This window comes from Amycolatopsis sp. VS8301801F10, assembly GCF_046195355.1.
Classification (GTDB): domain Bacteria; phylum Actinomycetota; class Actinomycetes; order Mycobacteriales; family Pseudonocardiaceae; genus Amycolatopsis.
In genome coordinates this window covers 1,020,112-1,036,286 of sequence record NZ_CP176065.1, presented here as the reverse complement: position 1 = coordinate 1,036,286, position 16,175 = coordinate 1,020,112, and the positions used below count along the sequence as shown (strand labels likewise).

Genomic DNA, 16,175 nt, shown 5'->3' with positions numbered 1-16,175 from the left:
GCGTGGCACCGTGGTGTCGGGGAATATTCCTTCGACCGGTTTTGCCTGGTCAGCGCGGAAAACGCGGGTATTGCCAGGGTCGAATCGGTCCGCGCAATAGCGATAAAGCGCAAGGAGTGTGCGCGGCGGTAAGCGCCAGGTGTGGTTATATGTTGCCGCATCAGCAGGGTTCCGGTGCGGGTATTGCACCGGCCGAGCGGGAACGTTCGTCGGCTGGACAAAGGATCGGCGAGATCCGGGGCGGTGAAGAGAGTGCGGAAGCAAGCACGGCACACCACGGGTGTCAGTCGCTTCTTGCTGCGCGCGCTCGTCGTCGTCGGTGGCGCGGTCGCGGCCACGGCGGTGGCATGGGCGGTCGCCGGCGGCACGGCCGGTGCGGACACCCTGCTGCCGCCTGGCCTGATCGGGCCGGATACTGCCGGTGCGCCGGCGGCCGCGGTGCTGTCCGCGGTCGACCCGGGTCCGGTTGAGGGCGAGCTCGGTCGGCTCGACGAGGTGGTCCACGACGTCGCCCGGCCGGTGCGCCGCTTGCTCACCGCCGCGGCGCGGGTTCAGCGTTCCCAGGCCGCACACGATGTTCCCGGCCAGGCTCTTTCCGTCACCAGCGGCGTGCTGAAGGCGACCGCCAAGGGTTTGCTGGGCGACGAAACCGAGTCGATGCCCCGGCGTGCCGCGCAAACCATGTCGGCTCCGGTCGAACCGGTGTCCACTGTGGACCGTCCTGCGGTGCGCGGCGACGGTGCAGCGGTCGCGGCACCGGACATTGTCGAGGGCGCCACCATGGTCGGCACGGCCATTCCTGAGCGCTCCGCGTCCGAGGTCAGCCCTGTCGACCGGGGTGACGTTCGGTCACCCGCGGAAGTCGAGCGCGAAACCGGCGCGCGGCACGGACAGCTGCCCCTGCCGCTGCCTCTGCCGCCGTCTCCGAGCGCCGGTTCGACCGCCACGGTGACGGCTGCGCACGGCGGTAATGACGGTTGCGGCGCGACTCTGTCGGGCAACCCGGCGCGCCACCAGTCTCGAGCTGAAATCCGCCGCCCCGCGGCCCATCGCTCGGTGGCGAATACTGCCTGCCAGCCTGGCGTAACGCCAGACTGAAGCGCGCTTTCCGCACCGGGACGGCGATTCGGCGGATCAGCCCGTGCTCTCCTGGTTTGCCGGCCAGATGCCCCTTGATTCCCTTTTCGCGCCGCGTGGACTCTTGCCGCGCGTTGTGCAAGTGCCTTTTTACTGAAGATTCCACTGATTTCTAAGGAGTATTTCTCATGCGTAATTGGACGAAGCTCGGTCTGCGGGCGGCCCTCGTCGCCGGCGGCCTGCTGATGCTCGGGACCGGGATCGCGTCGGCGGACGAAAACGTCAACCCCGACCTCCCCGCCTCGCCGCTGGATCTGCACGCCGACCCGGCCGCGGTCGCCAGCCTGGCCGAGCGGCTTCAGCAGCTGGCTCCCGCGCACCTCGACAAGGCCGCCTCGGTGCCTTCCGCGGTGCGCGAGGTGGTGCCGAAGGTCCAGGCCATGTCCAACGGGGTGCTGACCCCGCAGTCCGCCTCGTCGGTGTTCACCGTGCCGGCGCAGCTGCTGCGGTCCTCGCCGGCGGCCAGCGCGAGTTTCGACGAGCCGGAAATCAACGCCCCGGTCGGGAACGAACTGAAGGTCACCGATCTGCCCACCCTTCCGCTGCTCACCGAACTGCAGAACTCGGTGCCGCGGCCGGCGGGCGGCACGATCACCCCCGTCAACGGTGATCTCCCGGCCCTGCCGCTGCCCCTGCACGGAGGGGTGAGCACCACGCCCGACGCTCCCGGCGAGGGGCACCTGGCGAATGTCCCCAACGTCCCCAACGTACCCGTCGCTTCGGCTGCTCCGGTCGCGCCGGTGCGGCCAGTGACCCCCCAGACGCCGCAGCTGCCCCGGACCCCGGTGATGTCCCCGATGCCGGGCATCCCCTCGGCCGCGGTTCCCGGCCGCGGGGACCGGGCGGACGTTCCGAACCAGGGTTCGCCGCTGGCCGGTATTCCGTTGCTGGGACAACTGCCGCTCACTGACTCGGTGCTGCCCACGCGGCTGCTGAACCGGCCGGACAGCGTGAAGCTGCCGCTGGTGCCGCAGCTGCAGCGAATGCCGCTCGACGGGGGCACTTCCCCCTTTTCCGGCGACGAGGTGACCCCTCAGTCGGCAGTGCAGAAACTCGCGGCTCGGCTGAGTGGGCTCGTCCGCAAATGACCGCCCGTTGACGCCCGGGAAGGGGTCGGAGAACCGTTGCTTCCGACCCCTTCCCGAGCGGTGCGATTACCTCGGAATTCGAACCGCCCTGACCCACAGGGCTTTTTGGCATGGGCTTCTTCCCGTGCGGCCGGGGAATCCCGATTTCCAAATTTCAGTTAACACGATAGTGGAACCAAGTGGAAATTGCTGCCGGGCAACGATAAATTACTTATTGCGCGCAGCGTTCCGGAACGCTCTGGTGAGAAAGAATCACCATTCCTTGCCAATCTCTCAGTCTCCAGGAGTAACCTCATGTTGAAGAAAATCGGTTTCCTGACCACCGCGATGGCCGCCGGCGCCCTGCTCTTCGGCGGGATCGCCTCGGCCGGCACCCCGGACGAGCACCACCACCACCACGGCCGGGACGGCCAGGTCGGCTTGGTGAACCTGAGCAACACCGACGTGCTGCACAACGTCAACGGCACCCTCGGCGTCTGCGGCAACGACGTCAACGTTCTCGGCGTGCAGGTCCCGATCCGCGACTCGCTGGACGGCATCGGCGTGCCGGTCCTTTCGCCGGGCGAGAACTCCGCGCAGGGCATCTCTCCGTACAACTGCGCGTCGGGCAGCACGGTCGACGGCGGCAGCATCCAGCACGGCTGAGCCCGCGCGCCCGGCCGGGCCGTGGTGGGCGGACCGGCCGGAGCCTGGGATTCAGCGGTGCAGGTGCTTCGGCGGCTCGGAACCGGGCCAAGGCTCGGCTGCCCGAGCCGTCCGAGCCTGCCGGACAGTCACGACCGCGTCGACGCGGGTGGGGTTGGTGCGCCAGTGTTGGGTGCGCCAACCCCGCCCGGCGCGACCGGGCACGCGGCCGGAGCCCCCGTCCGTGCCGTGCGTTCGCTTGTGCCGATGGCCGCGTCGAACGCAAAGACAATCCACTGTGGACAAAGCTTGCGCGGTGCGGCAATCGCCAAGGAGCGGGTCGGGGGACTGGATTCCGCGCGGTTGCCGTTTTCCGTGCTTGAGCGAAGCAGCATCCTGATCTGGTGTGCACAGTCTCGCGAAGGCAGTCCGGTTCTCAACGCACGACCAGAAACCTTCGCTCGAGCGTGACACCCGTTTCCTCTTCCCGGAATGTGCTTCTCGGCATCGCGGCGACCGGTCACCTCCGGTCAGGCGGTATGCGGATAAGGAGTCATGCGTAGTGGGTTATCAGATACTGGTGGCCGCTGCCGTGCTGTACGCGGTGGGAATCGTCGCGCAAAGCGTCGCGGCCCGCCGTGCCGGCGGTTCGTCCGGAGCCGGTGTCGGACTGCTCGCCCGGTTGGCGACCGATCCGCTCTACCTCGCAGGCTTCGCCGGTCAGGCCGGCGGCTTCGCGCTCGCTTTCTTCGCCCGCGCCTCGCTGCCGCTCTACCTGGTGCAGACCGCTTCGTCCTCGGCGATCGGCCTGGCCACCGTCTTCGGGGTGCTGGTTCTCGGATGGCGGATCCGGACCGCGGAAGTGCTGACGCTGGTGCTGCTCGCCGCGGGATTGGTTCTGCTGGCCGGGGTTTCGGCGCCCTCGACAGCCGGGGACCTCGGTCTGGGCGGGATCATCGTCGTGGCCGGGACTGTCGTGGGCATCGGGTTGGCGATGATCCCGGCGGGCCGGACCGCGACGTTCACGGCGCCGGCGGTCCTGTCCGGATTGTCGTTCGCTGTCGTGGCGGTGGCGAGCCGCACGCTGGCCCATCGGGATCTGTTGTCGTTGCCCACGAATCCGCTCACCTGGCTGGTGCTCGCGGGGGCGGTCCTCGGCCAGGCGTCGATGGCCGTCGCGCTTCAACGCGGCCCGGCCGCGGCGGTGGTGGCCACGGCGGACGCGACCACGATCGTGCTGTCCGCCGTCACCGGCATCGCCGTGCTGGGCGATCGGGTGGTCGACGGCGGCGGTCCCTGGGTCGCTCTCGGTCTCGTCGTCGTGGTGGCCGGGGTGCTGCTGCTGGGTTCGCAAAGCCGGGCCGCCGCGCGGACCGGGCGCGTCGCCGGGGAAACCGCATGACCGGCCGGCCGCTGGCGACCGTTTCGGTGGATCTGGACAACCTGTGGGCGTACCTCAAGACCCACGGTGATCCTGGTTGGCGGGACTACCCCAGTTTTCTTCCGGCGGCTGTGCCCCGGCTGCTCGACGTCCTCGGCGAGCAGCACCTGAAGGCGACGGTGTTCGTGGTGGGCGCCGACGCCGTCCGCGAAGACGGGGCCAAGGCGGTCAACGAGTTCGCCGCGGCCGGACATGAGATCGCCAACCATTCCTTCGGCCACGAGCCCTGGCTGCACCGGTACTCCCGCGACCGGCTCGCCGACGAGCTGAGCCGGGCCGAGGACGCGATCGTGTCGGCAGGCGCGCCGAAACCCTCCGGCTTCCGCGGGCCCGGTTACAGCGTCACCCGCGACCTCGTCGAGCTGCTGATCGAGCGCGGCTATTCCTACGACGCCAGCACGCTGCCGACCTGGATCGGCCCGCTGGCCCGCGCTTACCACAACCGCGGCGTGCCCGCGGCGGCCCGGGACGACGGCCGCGGCGAGCTGTTCGGCGGGTTCTCGCGGGTGCTCGCGCCGGTGCACCCGTATCGCTGGCGAACGGCCGAAGGCAACGCGCTGGTCGAGCTTCCGGTGACGACCATGCCCTTGCTGCGCACCCCGATCCACGGTTCCTATCTCGTCCAGCTCCACGAGGTCTCCCCGCGGCTGGCTCGCGGGTATTTCCGCACCGCGCTGCGGCTCTGTCTCGCCCGTGGGGTCACCCCGTCCCTGCTGCTGCATCCGACGGATGTCCTCGAGGGCAAAGAGGCACCCGGGATGGAGTTCTTTCCCGGAATGGCGGGGGGAAGCCGGAAGACCGCCCTGGTGCGCTGGGCGCTGCGTACGATGCGCGAACAGTTCGAGGTCGTCGGCACCGGTGCGTACGTCCGCCGAAGCGTGGTGCGGCGCGAGCGTTCGACCGCCCGGCTGGACCGGGGAAGATGAACGCGTTCACCGTCGTCCTGCCTGCCGAGCGCGACCCGCTCGCAGCAGCGCTTCGGGTGGTCGCGTACGCGACCATGGCGCTGGCGCCGGTCGAGGGTTACCTGGCGGCCGTGCATCCGCAGGTGGGCAAGGTCGCTCCCGCGTTGCTGATCGTCGGGTGGCTGGTGTTCCGGATCCGGCACCGGACGCTTCCCCGGCTGACGCCGCTGCAGGTGGTGCTCGCCCTGCTCGGTGCGGTCGTGGCGACCACCGCGGCGGTCCACTCGGCGGAGGTGTTCACCGTCGAGTACGCCGTGCGCTGGTTTCCGTTCCTCCTGGTCACCGCGGTGCTGGCGGATATCGGCGGGCGCGAGGTCCCCATTCGCGGGCTGCTGCTCGCGATGGCCGCGGGGGCGACCGTGGCGGGTGCCGGCGCGTTGTACAGCCTGATCGTGGAGGGGAATACGCGAGCCAGCGGCCCGCAACCCGACCCGAACGATCTGGCCTATTTCCTCGTGGCCGCGGTTCCTCTGCTCTTTCTGACCCCGCGCGTTTCGCGTTCCCGCTTTTTCGTGAGCACGCTCGCCGGGACCGTTCTGGTGGGCGGTGCGGTCGCGACTTTCTCCCGGGGCGGCGCCCTTGCCTTGGCTGCCGCGCTGGCCTGGTTGCTGGTGCGCCGCGTGCTTCCGTGGCGAGTGCTCGCCGCGGCCGCCGGTTCGGTCGTCGTGCTGGGCCTGGGCGCACTGCTGCTCGCCGGCCCGCAGCTGGAGCGGGCCGTGCAGGAGAAGACGTTCATCGCCGCGACCAATGTGGACACTCGGGAGCTGCGCTGGCAGGCCGCGGCCCGGATGGTGGCGGCGCATCCGGTGCTGGGCGTCGGCCCGGGTTCCTTCCGCACGCAGTACGCCGCCGCCTCGCACAACGCCGAGATCGACGAGCAGACCCCGGTGGCGCACAACATGTATCTCGAGGTGGCGGCCGAACTCGGCCTGCCCGGGTTCGCGTTGTTCGCCGGGGTGATCGGCGTCGCCGTGCTTGGCAGCGAGCGGGCGGTCCGGTGCGCCGAGCGCCCGAGCCCCGCGCGGACGGAGGCGATCGTGCTCCAGGCCGCCCTGCTCGCCGTGCTGGTGGCTTCCGCGTTTCTGTCCGAGCAGTACTACCTGCCGTTGTGGTCGCTCGCCGCGCTCGGCGTCGCGGCCGGAATCCGAACCGGAAAGGCTGGTGCCGATGCGTGTCCTGCACGTGATCAGTGAGATGGGAGCCGGCGGGGCCGAGACACTCGTCGCGGGCATGGCGGTCCGCGGCCAGGAGTACGGCTGGGTGTCGGCGGTCGCCAGCGGCGGCGGCTTCCGGGCCGACGGCCTGGCCGTGGCCGGTGTGGAGACGTTCCCGGTTCCGCTCGCGCGCCGCAGCAAGCTCGGTGTGCTGCGGGCTGCCGCCGCGGTGCGCACGGCGTCGGCCCGGTTCCGGCCGGACCTCGTGCTGGCCCACAACGTCGGGGCGAGCCTGGTTTCCCGCTTGGCACTGCTGCCCAAGCGAGCGCCGTTGCTGACCGTGTTCCACGGCGTCGCCGACAAGGATTTCCCTGCGGCCGCCCGTATTCTGCGGTACACCTCCGACCGGGTAGTCGCCGTTTCCCCGGCCACGGCTGCCCGGCTCGCCGAAGCAGGCGTGGACACCCCGGTGGAAATCCGCAACGCGGTCTTCGCGCAGCCTCCGGTCTTCGGGCGGGCGGAGACGCGGGCGGCGCTGGGGGTCGCCGACGACGTGCCGGTCGCGCTCTGCCTCGCCCGGCTGGAACCGCAGAAACGCCATGACGTGCTGCTCGATTCCTGGGCGCGACTCGACGGCGACGCGGTTCTGTGGCTGGCCGGCGACGGGAGCCTGCGCGCCGAACTCGAGCGCCGCGCCGAGGCGTTCGACGGCCGGGTCCGGTTTCTCGGCACTCGCCAAGACGTGGCCGATCTGCTCGCGGCCGCCGATCTCACGGTGCTGACCAGCGACTGGGAAGGCCTGCCGCTGGCCGTCCTCGAATCGATGGCCGCCGCGCGACCGGTCGTCGCGACCGACGTCGGCGGCGTCCGCGGCGTGCTTTCCGGCGGAGGCGGGCGGGTGGTCCCGCCCGACGACCCGGTTGCTGTCGCCGAGGCGCTCAACGAGCTGTTGTTCGATCCCGCCGCCCGGGCGCTCGCCGCCGCCGAGGCACTGCGCACCATCGAGCGCGAGTACGACCCGCACCCGTTCATGAAAGCCTACGACGAACTGCTGCGCACCTCCCTCGGAGGCACGCGGTGACGAAGTTTTCCCGCTCGACGGCGGTGGCGGTCGCGGGCGCGCTCATCGTGGGGTTGGCAGTCTTGCTTGTCGGCCTGCTGCGCGGCGGCACCTATCAGGGCCGGGTAAGCCTGCTGGCCGAACCAGTGGACCAGACCAGCGGGCAGTACGGCGAAGTCGTTTCCCTGGCGATGCCCGCGGTGGTCGAACTCGCGCGAAGTCCTTCGGTGCTGCGGTCGGTCGCGCCGGGTTCCGGGTACTCCCCGGACGAGCTCGGTCCCCGGATCTCGGTCGAGCTGGTGCCGGCGTCCGGATTGGCGCGGGTGTCGGTCCGGGCGCCCTTGGCGGAGCAAGCGAGCACCATCGCGGAGGCGCTGGGCAAAGCGATGGTCGACGCCAACCTGCTCGCGCCCGTGGCCCGCTTGCGCATGCTGGATCCGCGGCCCGAGGTGCTCGCGGTGGACGCGGACGTGCCGCTGGTGACCGGGCTGGCCTTGGTCGCCGCCGTCGCGACAGGGGTCGCGATCGTCGTCGCCGGTCGGCTGAGAGCGGCGCAGCCGCGCGGCGGCCCGGCTTCCGTGCGCCGCGCGCTCGCCGCGGCCGGTGTCCATCGCCCGGTCGCGGTGCTGCGCGGCAGCGATCCGGCCACGCCTGATCAGCTGGCCATGCTCGGTCGCGCGGCCGGACTGCCGCTGCGCGTGGTTCCGGTCGCGCCGGAACTCGCCGAAACGGCGGCCAAGCTCGCGGCCGCGCTCCCGGAGGACCAGACGGACGAAGGCAGCGCTGCGGTGGTGGCGGTCGCGGACAGCCAGCGGCACACGGAACTCACGGCGACGCTCGGCGTCCTGCCGGCCGGCGCGGTCCTCGTAGCGGTGGTGGTGGCATGCAACTGAGGCGCAGCACCGAACTCGCGGACGGCGCGGCGGAGGGGAAGCCGCGGTTCGGCCTTCCCGGCCGCGACCGGGCCGCCACCCTGAGCGTGGCGCACCGAGCCATCCTGATCGTCGCCGTCGCGGTCGGCTCGGTCAGTGCCTGGCACGCCCTCGCGCCGTCGTGGCGGGTTCCGCTGCCGACCTCGGCGAACCGGGCCGAGGAACGGCTCCAGGATTTCCGCGACGCGCTCTACTTCCCCATCCGCGAGTTCCTCGCCGGTGGCAATCCCTACGACCCCGCCACGATGTTCGCGCACTGGCCAGTACGCCAGGACTTCAACCTCTACCAGCCATACCACCTTCTGCTGCACGCGCCGTTCGCGCTGGCCGGGTACCGGACCGGCGCGGTGGCCTTCACCGTGCTCAACTTGCTGCTGCTGTGCGCGCTCGCGGCCGTGGCCGCGCACGCCGTCCGGCGGTTCGTCCCCGTTCCGTTCGCGACCACGGCGATCGTCGTCGCCGCCTTGCTGGTGACCAGCCAGGTCGGCAAAGCACAGCTCTATGTCGGCCAGATCAATCCGCTCGTCGCGCTCGGTGCGGCAGGCGCGCTCGTGGCACGGAAAGACTCCCCGGGCTGGGCGAGCGCCGCCCTCGCGTTCGCGTGGCTGAAACCGCAGTACGGCTTCCCGCTGGCGGTTCTGCTGTTCGCGCGAGGCTCTCGGCGGGTGGCTGTAGCCGGCACCGCGGCGGCAGCGCTGGCGAGCCTGCCGGTGGTGCTCCTGCTGGTCGTCCGCGGCGGGGGCATCGGCCCGTTTCTCGATGTCGTCCTGCGAAATCTCACCCATGCACAGGCGACCGACTACGGCGCGGTGGATTCCCTTACCTCGCAACGGATCGACGTGGCCGCTGTGGTGTTCCGTCTCACCGGCTGGGCGCCGTCCGGCGGAGAACTGGTCGTGCTGGCCGGGGTGCTGGTGCTCAGCGCGGTGCTCGTGCGCCGGCTCGACCGCGCCGGTGCGGTCCCCGTGGCCGACCTGCTCACCTGCCTCGCGGTCGTGGTATGTGTGGTGCATCAGCCCGGCGACGTCCTGATCGCCGTGCCCGCGATGGTGGCCGTGGCCGCGCGGCGACGGCCGCATCGGGACGCTGTTCTGCTCGGGGTCCTGGCGCTGGCGGTGCCGTTCGCGCATCTGCATTTCGTGGATTCGGCAGTGGCGGCCGCGCTCGGTGCCCGGGCCGCGGTCACCCTCGACGGCGTCGCCGTGGTCGCGGCCTGGTGCCTGGTGGCCTTCGCCGCTGTCCGCCTGACGCGCGCGCGGGTTCCAGCCGGAGGCACCGGATGAGCAGTGGGCTCGGAACCCGGGCGGTGCGGGGTTCGCTGTGGCTCGGCGCGGCGAACCTGGTCAGCAAGAGCAGCCAGATGCTGGTCACCCTGGTGCTGGCCGCGGTGCTGGCCGAAGCGCAGCTCGGTGCGATCGCCTTGGCGGTGTCGCTGGTCAACCTCGGTCAGGTGGTGCAGTCGATCGGCGTCTACGACGTGATCAGCCGGACCGGGCGGGATCCCCGGCGGATGGCCGGGACCATGCTGACGATGAGCGCGGCGGCCGGGGTGCTGCTGGCCGCCGCGCTCGTGGCCGCCGCGGGACCGATCACCGCGTTGCTCGGGACCCCGGGGGCCGCCGGGCTGGTCCGGCTGGCCGCGGTCGGGCTGCCGTTCTCGGCCGTCGGCGGTGTCCAAATGGGACTGATGCACCGCGAGCTGGACTTCCGCCGGCGGCTGCTGCCCGACGGCGGCAGCGCGGTGCTGGGCGCGGTGGTCACGATCGCCCTCGCCCTCAGCGGCGTCGGTCCGGCCGCGCTGGTGATCGGCCTGGTGTGCACGGCGGTGGCGCAACCGCTGCTGGGCGCGCTGGCCGGCGGTGCCGTACGGCCGCGCTGGGACGCTGCGGCGGCCGCGGAAGCCGTGCGCTGGATCGCGGTCGTGGGACCCGCGGCCGTCGTCGGGGCGTTGCTCGTCAACCTGGACTACCTGGCGGTCGGGCACGTGCTCGGCCCGGCCGCCGTGGGGGTCTACTCACTCGCTTACCGGCTGGCTTGGGTGCCCTACATCATGGTGGCGGTCGTGCTGGGGGCGGTGGCCTTTCCGCTGCTGGCCAGGTTGTGGCGGGAAGGTGCTCCGCTGGCCGAAACCGTCACGCGGTTCACCCGCGCGGTGCTCGTGGTCACCGGCGGCCTGTATCTCGCGCTGGCCGTCCTTTCCGACCGGATCGTGCTGCTGGGCGCGCGCTGGAGCGATTCGGCCGGCCCGCTTCTGCTGCTGGCCGGCTACGGAATGGGCTTGTGCCTGCTGCAGATCTGGTACCAAGCGGTGAAAGCCACGGGAAACGCCCGGCGGTACCTGGCACTGGAAAGCACCCACCTGGCACTGCTCACGGTGGGCCTGGCGCTGTTTGTCCACAAGGGAATCGACGCCGTTGCGGCGGTCCAGTTCGGCGCGGTCTGGCTGGTCGTCCCGCTTGCCTGGGCCGCAATGCGGAACCACGGGGTCGCGCCGTCCTCGGCCGAACTGGCGGGAATGGTCCTCCGGGTGCTGGCCGCGGGGGCGGTCAGCGCGGTGCCCATGCTGGCGCTGGACCACGCCGGGGTCTTCGGAGCTGGGGACTCGCTGACCGGTGCCGTCGCCGAAGCCGTGCTGCTGGTCGCTGGCTACGCCGGGGCGACGCTGCTCCTCCAGCGCGGTGAACTGGCCGCACTGCGCCGAGGCGGGTACCGGTGAAGGTGGTACACGTTTCCCAGCCGGTATCCGCCGGGGTCGCCGTGGTCGTGCTGGAACTCGCTGTGGCGCAACGGGATCGCGGCTGGTCGGTGACGGTGGTATGTCCCTCTTCGGGCTGGCTCGCCGAGCGCGCTCGCGACCTCGGGATCGAAGTCTGTGCCTGGACCGCGACTCGTTCTCCCGGGCCGGGCGTGCTCGCCGAAACGCTGCGGTTGCACCGGCTCCTGGCCGGCCTGGCACCCGACGTGGTGCACCTGCACAGCTCGAAAGCCGGGCTGGCGGGCCGGCTCGCCCTGCGCGGCAGCCGTCCGACGGTGTTCCAGCCGCATCTGTGGTCTTTCGAGACCGCCCGGGGACCGCTTCGGCGGATGTCCGCGGCGTGGGAGCGGCTCTCCTCCCGCTGGACCGATCTCGTCGTGTGCGTCAGCGACGACGAACTCGCGGCCGGACAGCGCGCGGGCATCACCGCCAACGCCGAAGTCGTCTGCAACGGCGTCGACACGGTCTGGTTCGCCCCCGGCGATCGCGTCGCCGCCCGGCGCGAGCTCAACCTGCCCCAGCACACCCCGATCGCCGTCTGTCTCGGCAGGCTCGCCGAGCTGAAAGGGCAGGACCAGCTGCTGTCGGCCTGGCCGGAGGTGCTCCGGCGGGTGCCGGACGCGAAGCTCGTCCTCGTCGGCGACGGACCGATGGGTCCGGTCTGGCGGGAACAGCACCCGGTCGCCGCCCACGAATCAGTGCGGTGGATGGGCCACACCGACGACCCGGCGGCGTTCTACACGGCCGGCGACGTGGTCGTTCTTCCCTCTCGCGCCGAAGGCATGGCCCTGGTGCCGTTGGAAGCGATGGCGTGCGCCCGGCCGGTGGTCGCCTTCGACGTCGGCGGAATGCGCCAGAGCATCGCCGACGCGGGAGCCGTGCTGCCGCCCGGCGACCTCGCCCTGCTGGCCGATGCCGTGGCCACCCGGCTCGCCGATCCGGAACTGGCCCGGCGGGAAGGCCGGCGCGCACGGCGGCGCGCGGAGCTTTCCTTCGACCGCCACCGGATGACCGACCAGATCACCGCGCTCGTCGACAAACTCACCCCCGCGGAGCGAACCCGATGACCCGCATCGCCTATCTGCTGACCCAGGACCGGGGCGGCCCGGTCGACCTCACCGTCCGGCTCGCCGCGGCCTTGCTCGCCCAGAATGCCGACGTGCGGGTATTCGGCCCGGTTCCGGCCCGCGGAGCCGAGTCGCTCGGAGCGCACCACGAGCCGATTGTCGTGGCGGACAAGGAAAATCTCGCCGCCGCGGCGCGGGCACGTAGGGCGGTCCGGGAGTGGGAGCCCGACATCGTGCACGCGCAGGACCGGCGCGCGGGACTCGTGCTCGCCGGTCTGCGCCGGGCTCGCCGGCGGCCGATTCTCCTGCAGACCTACCACGGCGTCCCCGACGACGTGACCGAACCGTGGTTCCGTGGTGTGCGGGGTGCGGCTGGACCCTCCGCGTACACCCGAGCGGTGCTCGCCGGCGACGCGGCTGTCGCCCGAATGCTCGATCGCACGATCGTGCCCGCCGAGACGATGGGACAGTTCCTGCGCCGCCGGTTGCGGGTGCCGGCCGGACGCCTGGCCCGGATCGGCAACTGCGTCGAACCAGCCGAGCCGAGCCCGCCGGCCGGGCCGGTGCGGCAGCTGATTTTCGTGGGCCTGCTCGTGCCTCGCAAGGGAATCCTCGACCTGCTCGCCGCGCTCGCTGTGCCCGGAGTGCTGCCCGCGGGAGCGCGGCTGACCGTCGTGGGCGACGGCCCGCAGCGCACGGAGGCCGAACGAGCCGCGCAGGCGCCTCCGTTGCGCGGCCGGGTCGCCTTTCTGGGCTTTCGCCCGGACGTCCCGACGTTGCTGGCGAACGCGGACGCGCTGGTGCTTCCGTCCACTATGGAGCAACAGCCGCTGGTGGTGGCGGAGGCGATGGCTGCCGGGAAGCCCGTGGTGGCCACCGACACCGGCGGTGTCGCCGACCTGCTCGGGCCGGACGGCTGCCGCTATCTCGTCCCGCCGGGCAACGTATCCGCTCTCGCGGAACGCCTCCGCGCGCTGTTCGCCGATCCGGCACCGGGCCGGATCGGCGCTGCGCTCGCGGCTCGAGCCCAGGAACGGCACACCCCGGACGCGTGCGCGCGCCGCCACCTGGAGCTGTACGCGGGGCTGGCCGCCCGATCGGGCGTTATTTCGGTTTGACCAACACCAATCCGTCGGCGGCCGCGAGCCGCACCGGAGCGGGCGGAGCCGATGAGGTCGGCGAAGCGGACGGCGTCGCTTGCCGCTGCTCGCCCGCGGCGACGAGCCCGGGGGGAGGAGTGACGGTCTGGGTGGCCGAGGTCGGGTTCACCGCGACCCAGCCGTTGGTGAACGTCCGGGTCCAGACTCCGTTGGCCAATCGCCCGGCGGCGTCCACGGCTTCGCCGAGACCGCTGTTTTGCAGAGGGGACCACTCGGGGTTGCGGTAGTCGTCGGTCGTGGCCGGCGTCCAGCACGTCCGGGGACCCGCGAGCAAGGCCGCGCTGGCGTATCCCGCGCGGTCCTGTTGCTCGGATCGCGTCCGGGTGACCAGGAGCAGCCGCGACTCGCCGAGCGCGGCCTGTGCTCGCATCTCCTGGAACTCGTTGCCCCGGAAGGTGAGCAGGCCGCCGCTCCCGGCGTCCTCGCGGAAACCGAAGTTCTCTTCCATCGCACCGCCGAACCGGGAGTGCGCGGTCCACCGGCCCGGGGTCAGGTGTGTCTCCGACACGTTCGGGACGAACTCCTTGCCCGCTTTTTGGAAGGCGTCTCCCACCAGGGAGAGAAAAGCGTCGAGGCCGTCGCGCAGCTTCCGGTCGGTTTCGCTCGCGCTCGAAGTTCCGGCGAGGACCGCGGCGGAGTAGTGGCTCAGCGAGTTGAAGTCGTTGTCCGCCAGCACTCCGTCCCATCCCTGCTGCTGCACCTCGGAGACGACCGCGGAACTCCAGGCCTGCTGATAAGCCGGGTCCCAGACGGTCATCTGCCAGTGCCGGGGATAGCCCTGCCATTCGATCCGGTTGCCGTGGTTGTCGGTCGCGAACCATTCGGGATGCTGCTGTTGTGCTGCGACGTAACCGATGCCGGTCGGCAGGAACTGCGCGTCCTTCCCGTCGACCACCGCTCCGGGGTAGTTGCGGGTGCTGGAAAGATCCTTGTACACGAGGACCTTGATCTGAGGGTTGAGTTCGTGCAGCTTGCGCATCGCCGCGCCCTGGTCCGCGTTGAGCACCACCACTTCGTAGCGTTGCGCGGCCAGCTTCAGCGCGTTTTGCGAGGGCGGCTGGCCGATGCCGTACCACCACGCGCAGGGCGCCAGCGGCTCCGGCGGGGGCGCCGAGGTCACCTGCGCCGCGCTTTCGGCGCATCCGGCCAGACCTCCCGCGGCCAGCACGAGCACGGCCGCCAAGATCGCCCTCCGGCGATGCGCACGGGTCAGCATTGCCTTCGGCACAACAGTTCTCCTACGGTGAGGACGACGATCTTGAGGTCCAGCCAGAGGGACCAGTTGGCGATGTAGTAGTTGTCGTAGCGGGCTCGTTCCGCGATCGACGTGTCCCCGCGCAGGCCGTGGACCTGCGCGAGACCGGTCAGCCCGGTCGGTACCCGGTGCCGCGCCCAGTATAGGTCGTAAATCGTGGAAAACTCGTCCACGAACACCGGCCGCTCCGGGCGCGGCCCGATCAGCGCCATATCGCCGCGCACGACGTTCCACAGCTGCGGCAGTTCGTCCAGCGAGGTCCGGCGCAGCAGCCTGCCGACCGGACCGACCCGCCGATCGCCGGCCACCGACCAGCGCGTCGCCGAATCGTCGACGTCGGCCGTGCGTACGCTGCGGAGCTTGTAGAGCACGAAGGTCCGGCCGTCGACCCCGACCCTGGTCTGCCGGAAAACGACCGGGAATCCGCTCTCCAGCGCGACGGCGAGCCCGCACAGGGCGATGACCGGAGCCAGGACGACGAGCGCGAGGGCGGCCACCGCGGTTTCGAGCACCCGCTTGATCCGCCAGCTGAACCGACGGGTCGGGGCGCCCGCCAGCCACACCAGCGGATAGCCGCGGAGCCGGTCCGTGCCGGTGCCGTCCGGCACGAGCGGGAACAGCCGGGGCAGCACCAGGATGACGCATCCGAGCCGCTGCGCGGTGATGGCCGCTTCGACGACGGCGTTGTCGCTGGCAGGGGAGTGCGCGAGCACGACGGTGCCGACGCCCAGCCGGGTGATGGCCTCGGCGAGATCGTCGCCGATCCGTTCGACCGGAATCTCCCCGTGGCCGGTTTCCGGATCAGAGGAGGCGAATCCGACCGGCAGCAGGCCGAACTCCGGATGCCGGAGCATGGTGCTGATGAGGTCGCTGCTGCAATGGGGCGCGCCCACCACGATGGCCCGGTCGCAGCGCCGCAACCGGCGGCGGCCCCACCGCCCGAATGCGAACACCCAGGGCCGCGCGCATTCGCTGACAACGGCGAAGACCAGCACCAGCGACGGCGCCGCGGCCATCTCCGGCCCGCGGTGGCCCGCCACCAGCGTGATCCCGGTGAGAAGTGCGAACGCCGCCCCCGAGGCGGCCGCTGACCGCGGAAAATCCTGCAGCCAGGACAGCCACAGGCGACGGCGGTGCACCCGCGCCGCGGTCCGCGCTCCCCACAGCGTCAGGCCGGCCGCCACTACATCCAGGACACCGGCATCGGTGAGCATGATCGCCAGCAAAAGCGCGCCGAGATCAACCGCGACCAGCAACACCGCGACGGCGTTGACGCGGGACAGCAACGGACGGCTCCCGGCCGCGCCGGACGTCCGGCCCGCCGGTCTGCCGCGGCGCTGGAACGGGATGCGCGCCAGCACCGGCGTCTTCAGTTCCGTCACCAGCGTCGCCCTTCTTCGCGTTCGCGAAATTGTTTCATCGCCATCGCGTTTCCCTCTCTGCTAAACCCGTCAGTCAGGGGTGCATTCGGTTCCATCGAGTGGATCTTGCGGGGAAAACCCGCTAAACCACTCGATTGAGGGGTACGGTAAACCCC

14 protein-coding genes are annotated in these 16,175 nt (G+C 71.1%); 12 read left to right on the top strand and 2 right to left on the bottom strand.

Annotated features, from left to right (window positions below; all coding sequences use genetic code 11):
* Positions 1-252 precede the first annotated feature (252 nt).
* The 12 genes from F9C11_RS04975 to F9C11_RS04920 all read left to right on the top strand — a co-directional run bounded on the left by F9C11_RS04975 (position 253) and on the right by F9C11_RS04920 (position 13,341).
* Positions 253-1,098: a hypothetical protein gene (locus F9C11_RS04975; RefSeq protein ID WP_409183727.1), complete on the top strand. Its 846-nt coding sequence runs from the start codon at positions 253-255 to the stop codon at positions 1,096-1,098.
* Between the two features lie 167 nt (positions 1,099-1,265).
* Complete coding sequence (locus F9C11_RS04970) at positions 1,266-2,225, top strand: hypothetical protein (protein ID WP_409187104.1); 960 nt, start codon at positions 1,266-1,268, stop codon at positions 2,223-2,225.
* Between the two features lie 294 nt (positions 2,226-2,519).
* Positions 2,520-2,870: a hypothetical protein gene (locus F9C11_RS04965; protein ID WP_409183726.1), complete on the top strand. Its 351-nt coding sequence runs from the start codon at positions 2,520-2,522 to the stop codon at positions 2,868-2,870.
* Positions 2,871-3,411: 541 nt separating this feature from the next.
* Positions 3,412-4,251: a hypothetical protein gene (locus tag F9C11_RS04960; protein WP_409183725.1), complete on the top strand. Its 840-nt coding sequence runs from the start codon at positions 3,412-3,414 to the stop codon at positions 4,249-4,251.
* Positions 4,248-5,216, top strand: coding sequence for a polysaccharide deacetylase family protein (locus F9C11_RS04955; RefSeq protein WP_409183724.1), 969 nt, complete (start codon positions 4,248-4,250; stop codon positions 5,214-5,216). The genes F9C11_RS04960 and F9C11_RS04955 overlap by 4 nt, the downstream gene beginning before the upstream one ends.
* Positions 5,213-6,448, top strand: coding sequence for an O-antigen ligase family protein (locus tag F9C11_RS04950; RefSeq protein WP_409183723.1), 1,236 nt, complete (start codon positions 5,213-5,215; stop codon positions 6,446-6,448). Before F9C11_RS04955 ends, F9C11_RS04950 begins: the two co-directional genes overlap by 4 nt.
* Positions 6,423-7,490 carry a glycosyltransferase gene (locus F9C11_RS04945; RefSeq protein ID WP_409183722.1) on the top strand — a complete coding sequence of 356 codons (1,068 nt, stop codon included), beginning with the start codon at positions 6,423-6,425 and terminating at the stop codon, positions 7,488-7,490. Before F9C11_RS04950 ends, F9C11_RS04945 begins: the two co-directional genes overlap by 26 nt.
* On the top strand, positions 7,487-8,362 hold the full coding sequence (locus tag F9C11_RS04940) for a hypothetical protein (RefSeq protein WP_409183721.1): 876 nt from the start codon (positions 7,487-7,489) through the stop codon (positions 8,360-8,362). The genes F9C11_RS04945 and F9C11_RS04940 overlap by 4 nt, the downstream gene beginning before the upstream one ends.
* Positions 8,353-9,684 carry a glycosyltransferase 87 family protein gene (locus tag F9C11_RS04935; protein ID WP_409183720.1) on the top strand — a complete coding sequence of 444 codons (1,332 nt, stop codon included), beginning with the start codon at positions 8,353-8,355 and terminating at the stop codon, positions 9,682-9,684. Before F9C11_RS04940 ends, F9C11_RS04935 begins: the two co-directional genes overlap by 10 nt.
* Positions 9,681-11,117 carry an oligosaccharide flippase family protein gene (locus F9C11_RS04930; RefSeq protein ID WP_409183719.1) on the top strand — a complete coding sequence of 479 codons (1,437 nt, stop codon included), beginning with the start codon at positions 9,681-9,683 and terminating at the stop codon, positions 11,115-11,117. The genes F9C11_RS04935 and F9C11_RS04930 overlap by 4 nt, the downstream gene beginning before the upstream one ends.
* The gene (locus tag F9C11_RS04925; RefSeq protein WP_409183718.1) at positions 11,114-12,223 is read left to right on the top strand and encodes a glycosyltransferase; all 1,110 of its coding nucleotides are present in this window, start codon (positions 11,114-11,116) and stop codon (positions 12,221-12,223) included. Before F9C11_RS04930 ends, F9C11_RS04925 begins: the two co-directional genes overlap by 4 nt.
* Positions 12,220-13,341: a glycosyltransferase family 4 protein gene (locus F9C11_RS04920; protein ID WP_409183717.1), complete on the top strand. Its 1,122-nt coding sequence runs from the start codon at positions 12,220-12,222 to the stop codon at positions 13,339-13,341. The genes F9C11_RS04925 and F9C11_RS04920 overlap by 4 nt, the downstream gene beginning before the upstream one ends.
* Here F9C11_RS04920 and F9C11_RS04915 read toward each other — a convergent pair.
* Both F9C11_RS04915 and F9C11_RS04910 read right to left on the bottom strand, forming a co-directional pair.
* Entirely contained in the window at positions 13,328-14,611 is a 1,284-nt protein-coding gene (locus F9C11_RS04915; protein ID WP_409183716.1) for a putative glycoside hydrolase family 15 protein, read from the bottom strand. The genes F9C11_RS04920 and F9C11_RS04915 overlap by 14 nt on opposite strands.
* On the bottom strand, positions 14,593-16,020 hold the full coding sequence (locus tag F9C11_RS04910) for an exopolysaccharide biosynthesis polyprenyl glycosylphosphotransferase (protein WP_409183715.1): 1,428 nt from the start codon (positions 16,018-16,020) through the stop codon (positions 14,593-14,595). Before F9C11_RS04910 ends, F9C11_RS04915 begins: the two co-directional genes overlap by 19 nt.
* Positions 16,021-16,175 lie beyond the last annotated feature (155 nt).

What these genes read in the sequence shown, in the direction of transcription:
- F9C11_RS04945 (WP_409183722.1), top strand. Translation starts at nt 6,423, where the DNA reads ATGCGTGTCCTGCACGTGATCAGTGAGATGGGAGCCGGCGGGGCCGAG.
- F9C11_RS04935 (WP_409183720.1), top strand. Translation starts at nt 8,353, where the DNA reads ATGCAACTGAGGCGCAGCACCGAACTCGCGGACGGCGCGGCGGAGGGG.
- F9C11_RS04950 (WP_409183723.1), top strand. Translation starts at nt 5,213, where the DNA reads ATGAACGCGTTCACCGTCGTCCTGCCTGCCGAGCGCGACCCGCTCGCA.
- F9C11_RS04970 (WP_409187104.1), top strand. Translation starts at nt 1,266, where the DNA reads ATGCGTAATTGGACGAAGCTCGGTCTGCGGGCGGCCCTCGTCGCCGGC.
- F9C11_RS04920 (WP_409183717.1), top strand. Translation starts at nt 12,220, where the DNA reads ATGACCCGCATCGCCTATCTGCTGACCCAGGACCGGGGCGGCCCGGTC.
- F9C11_RS04965 (WP_409183726.1), top strand. Translation starts at nt 2,520, where the DNA reads ATGTTGAAGAAAATCGGTTTCCTGACCACCGCGATGGCCGCCGGCGCC.
- F9C11_RS04930 (WP_409183719.1), top strand. Translation starts at nt 9,681, where the DNA reads ATGAGCAGTGGGCTCGGAACCCGGGCGGTGCGGGGTTCGCTGTGGCTC.
- F9C11_RS04955 (WP_409183724.1), top strand. Translation starts at nt 4,248, where the DNA reads ATGACCGGCCGGCCGCTGGCGACCGTTTCGGTGGATCTGGACAACCTG.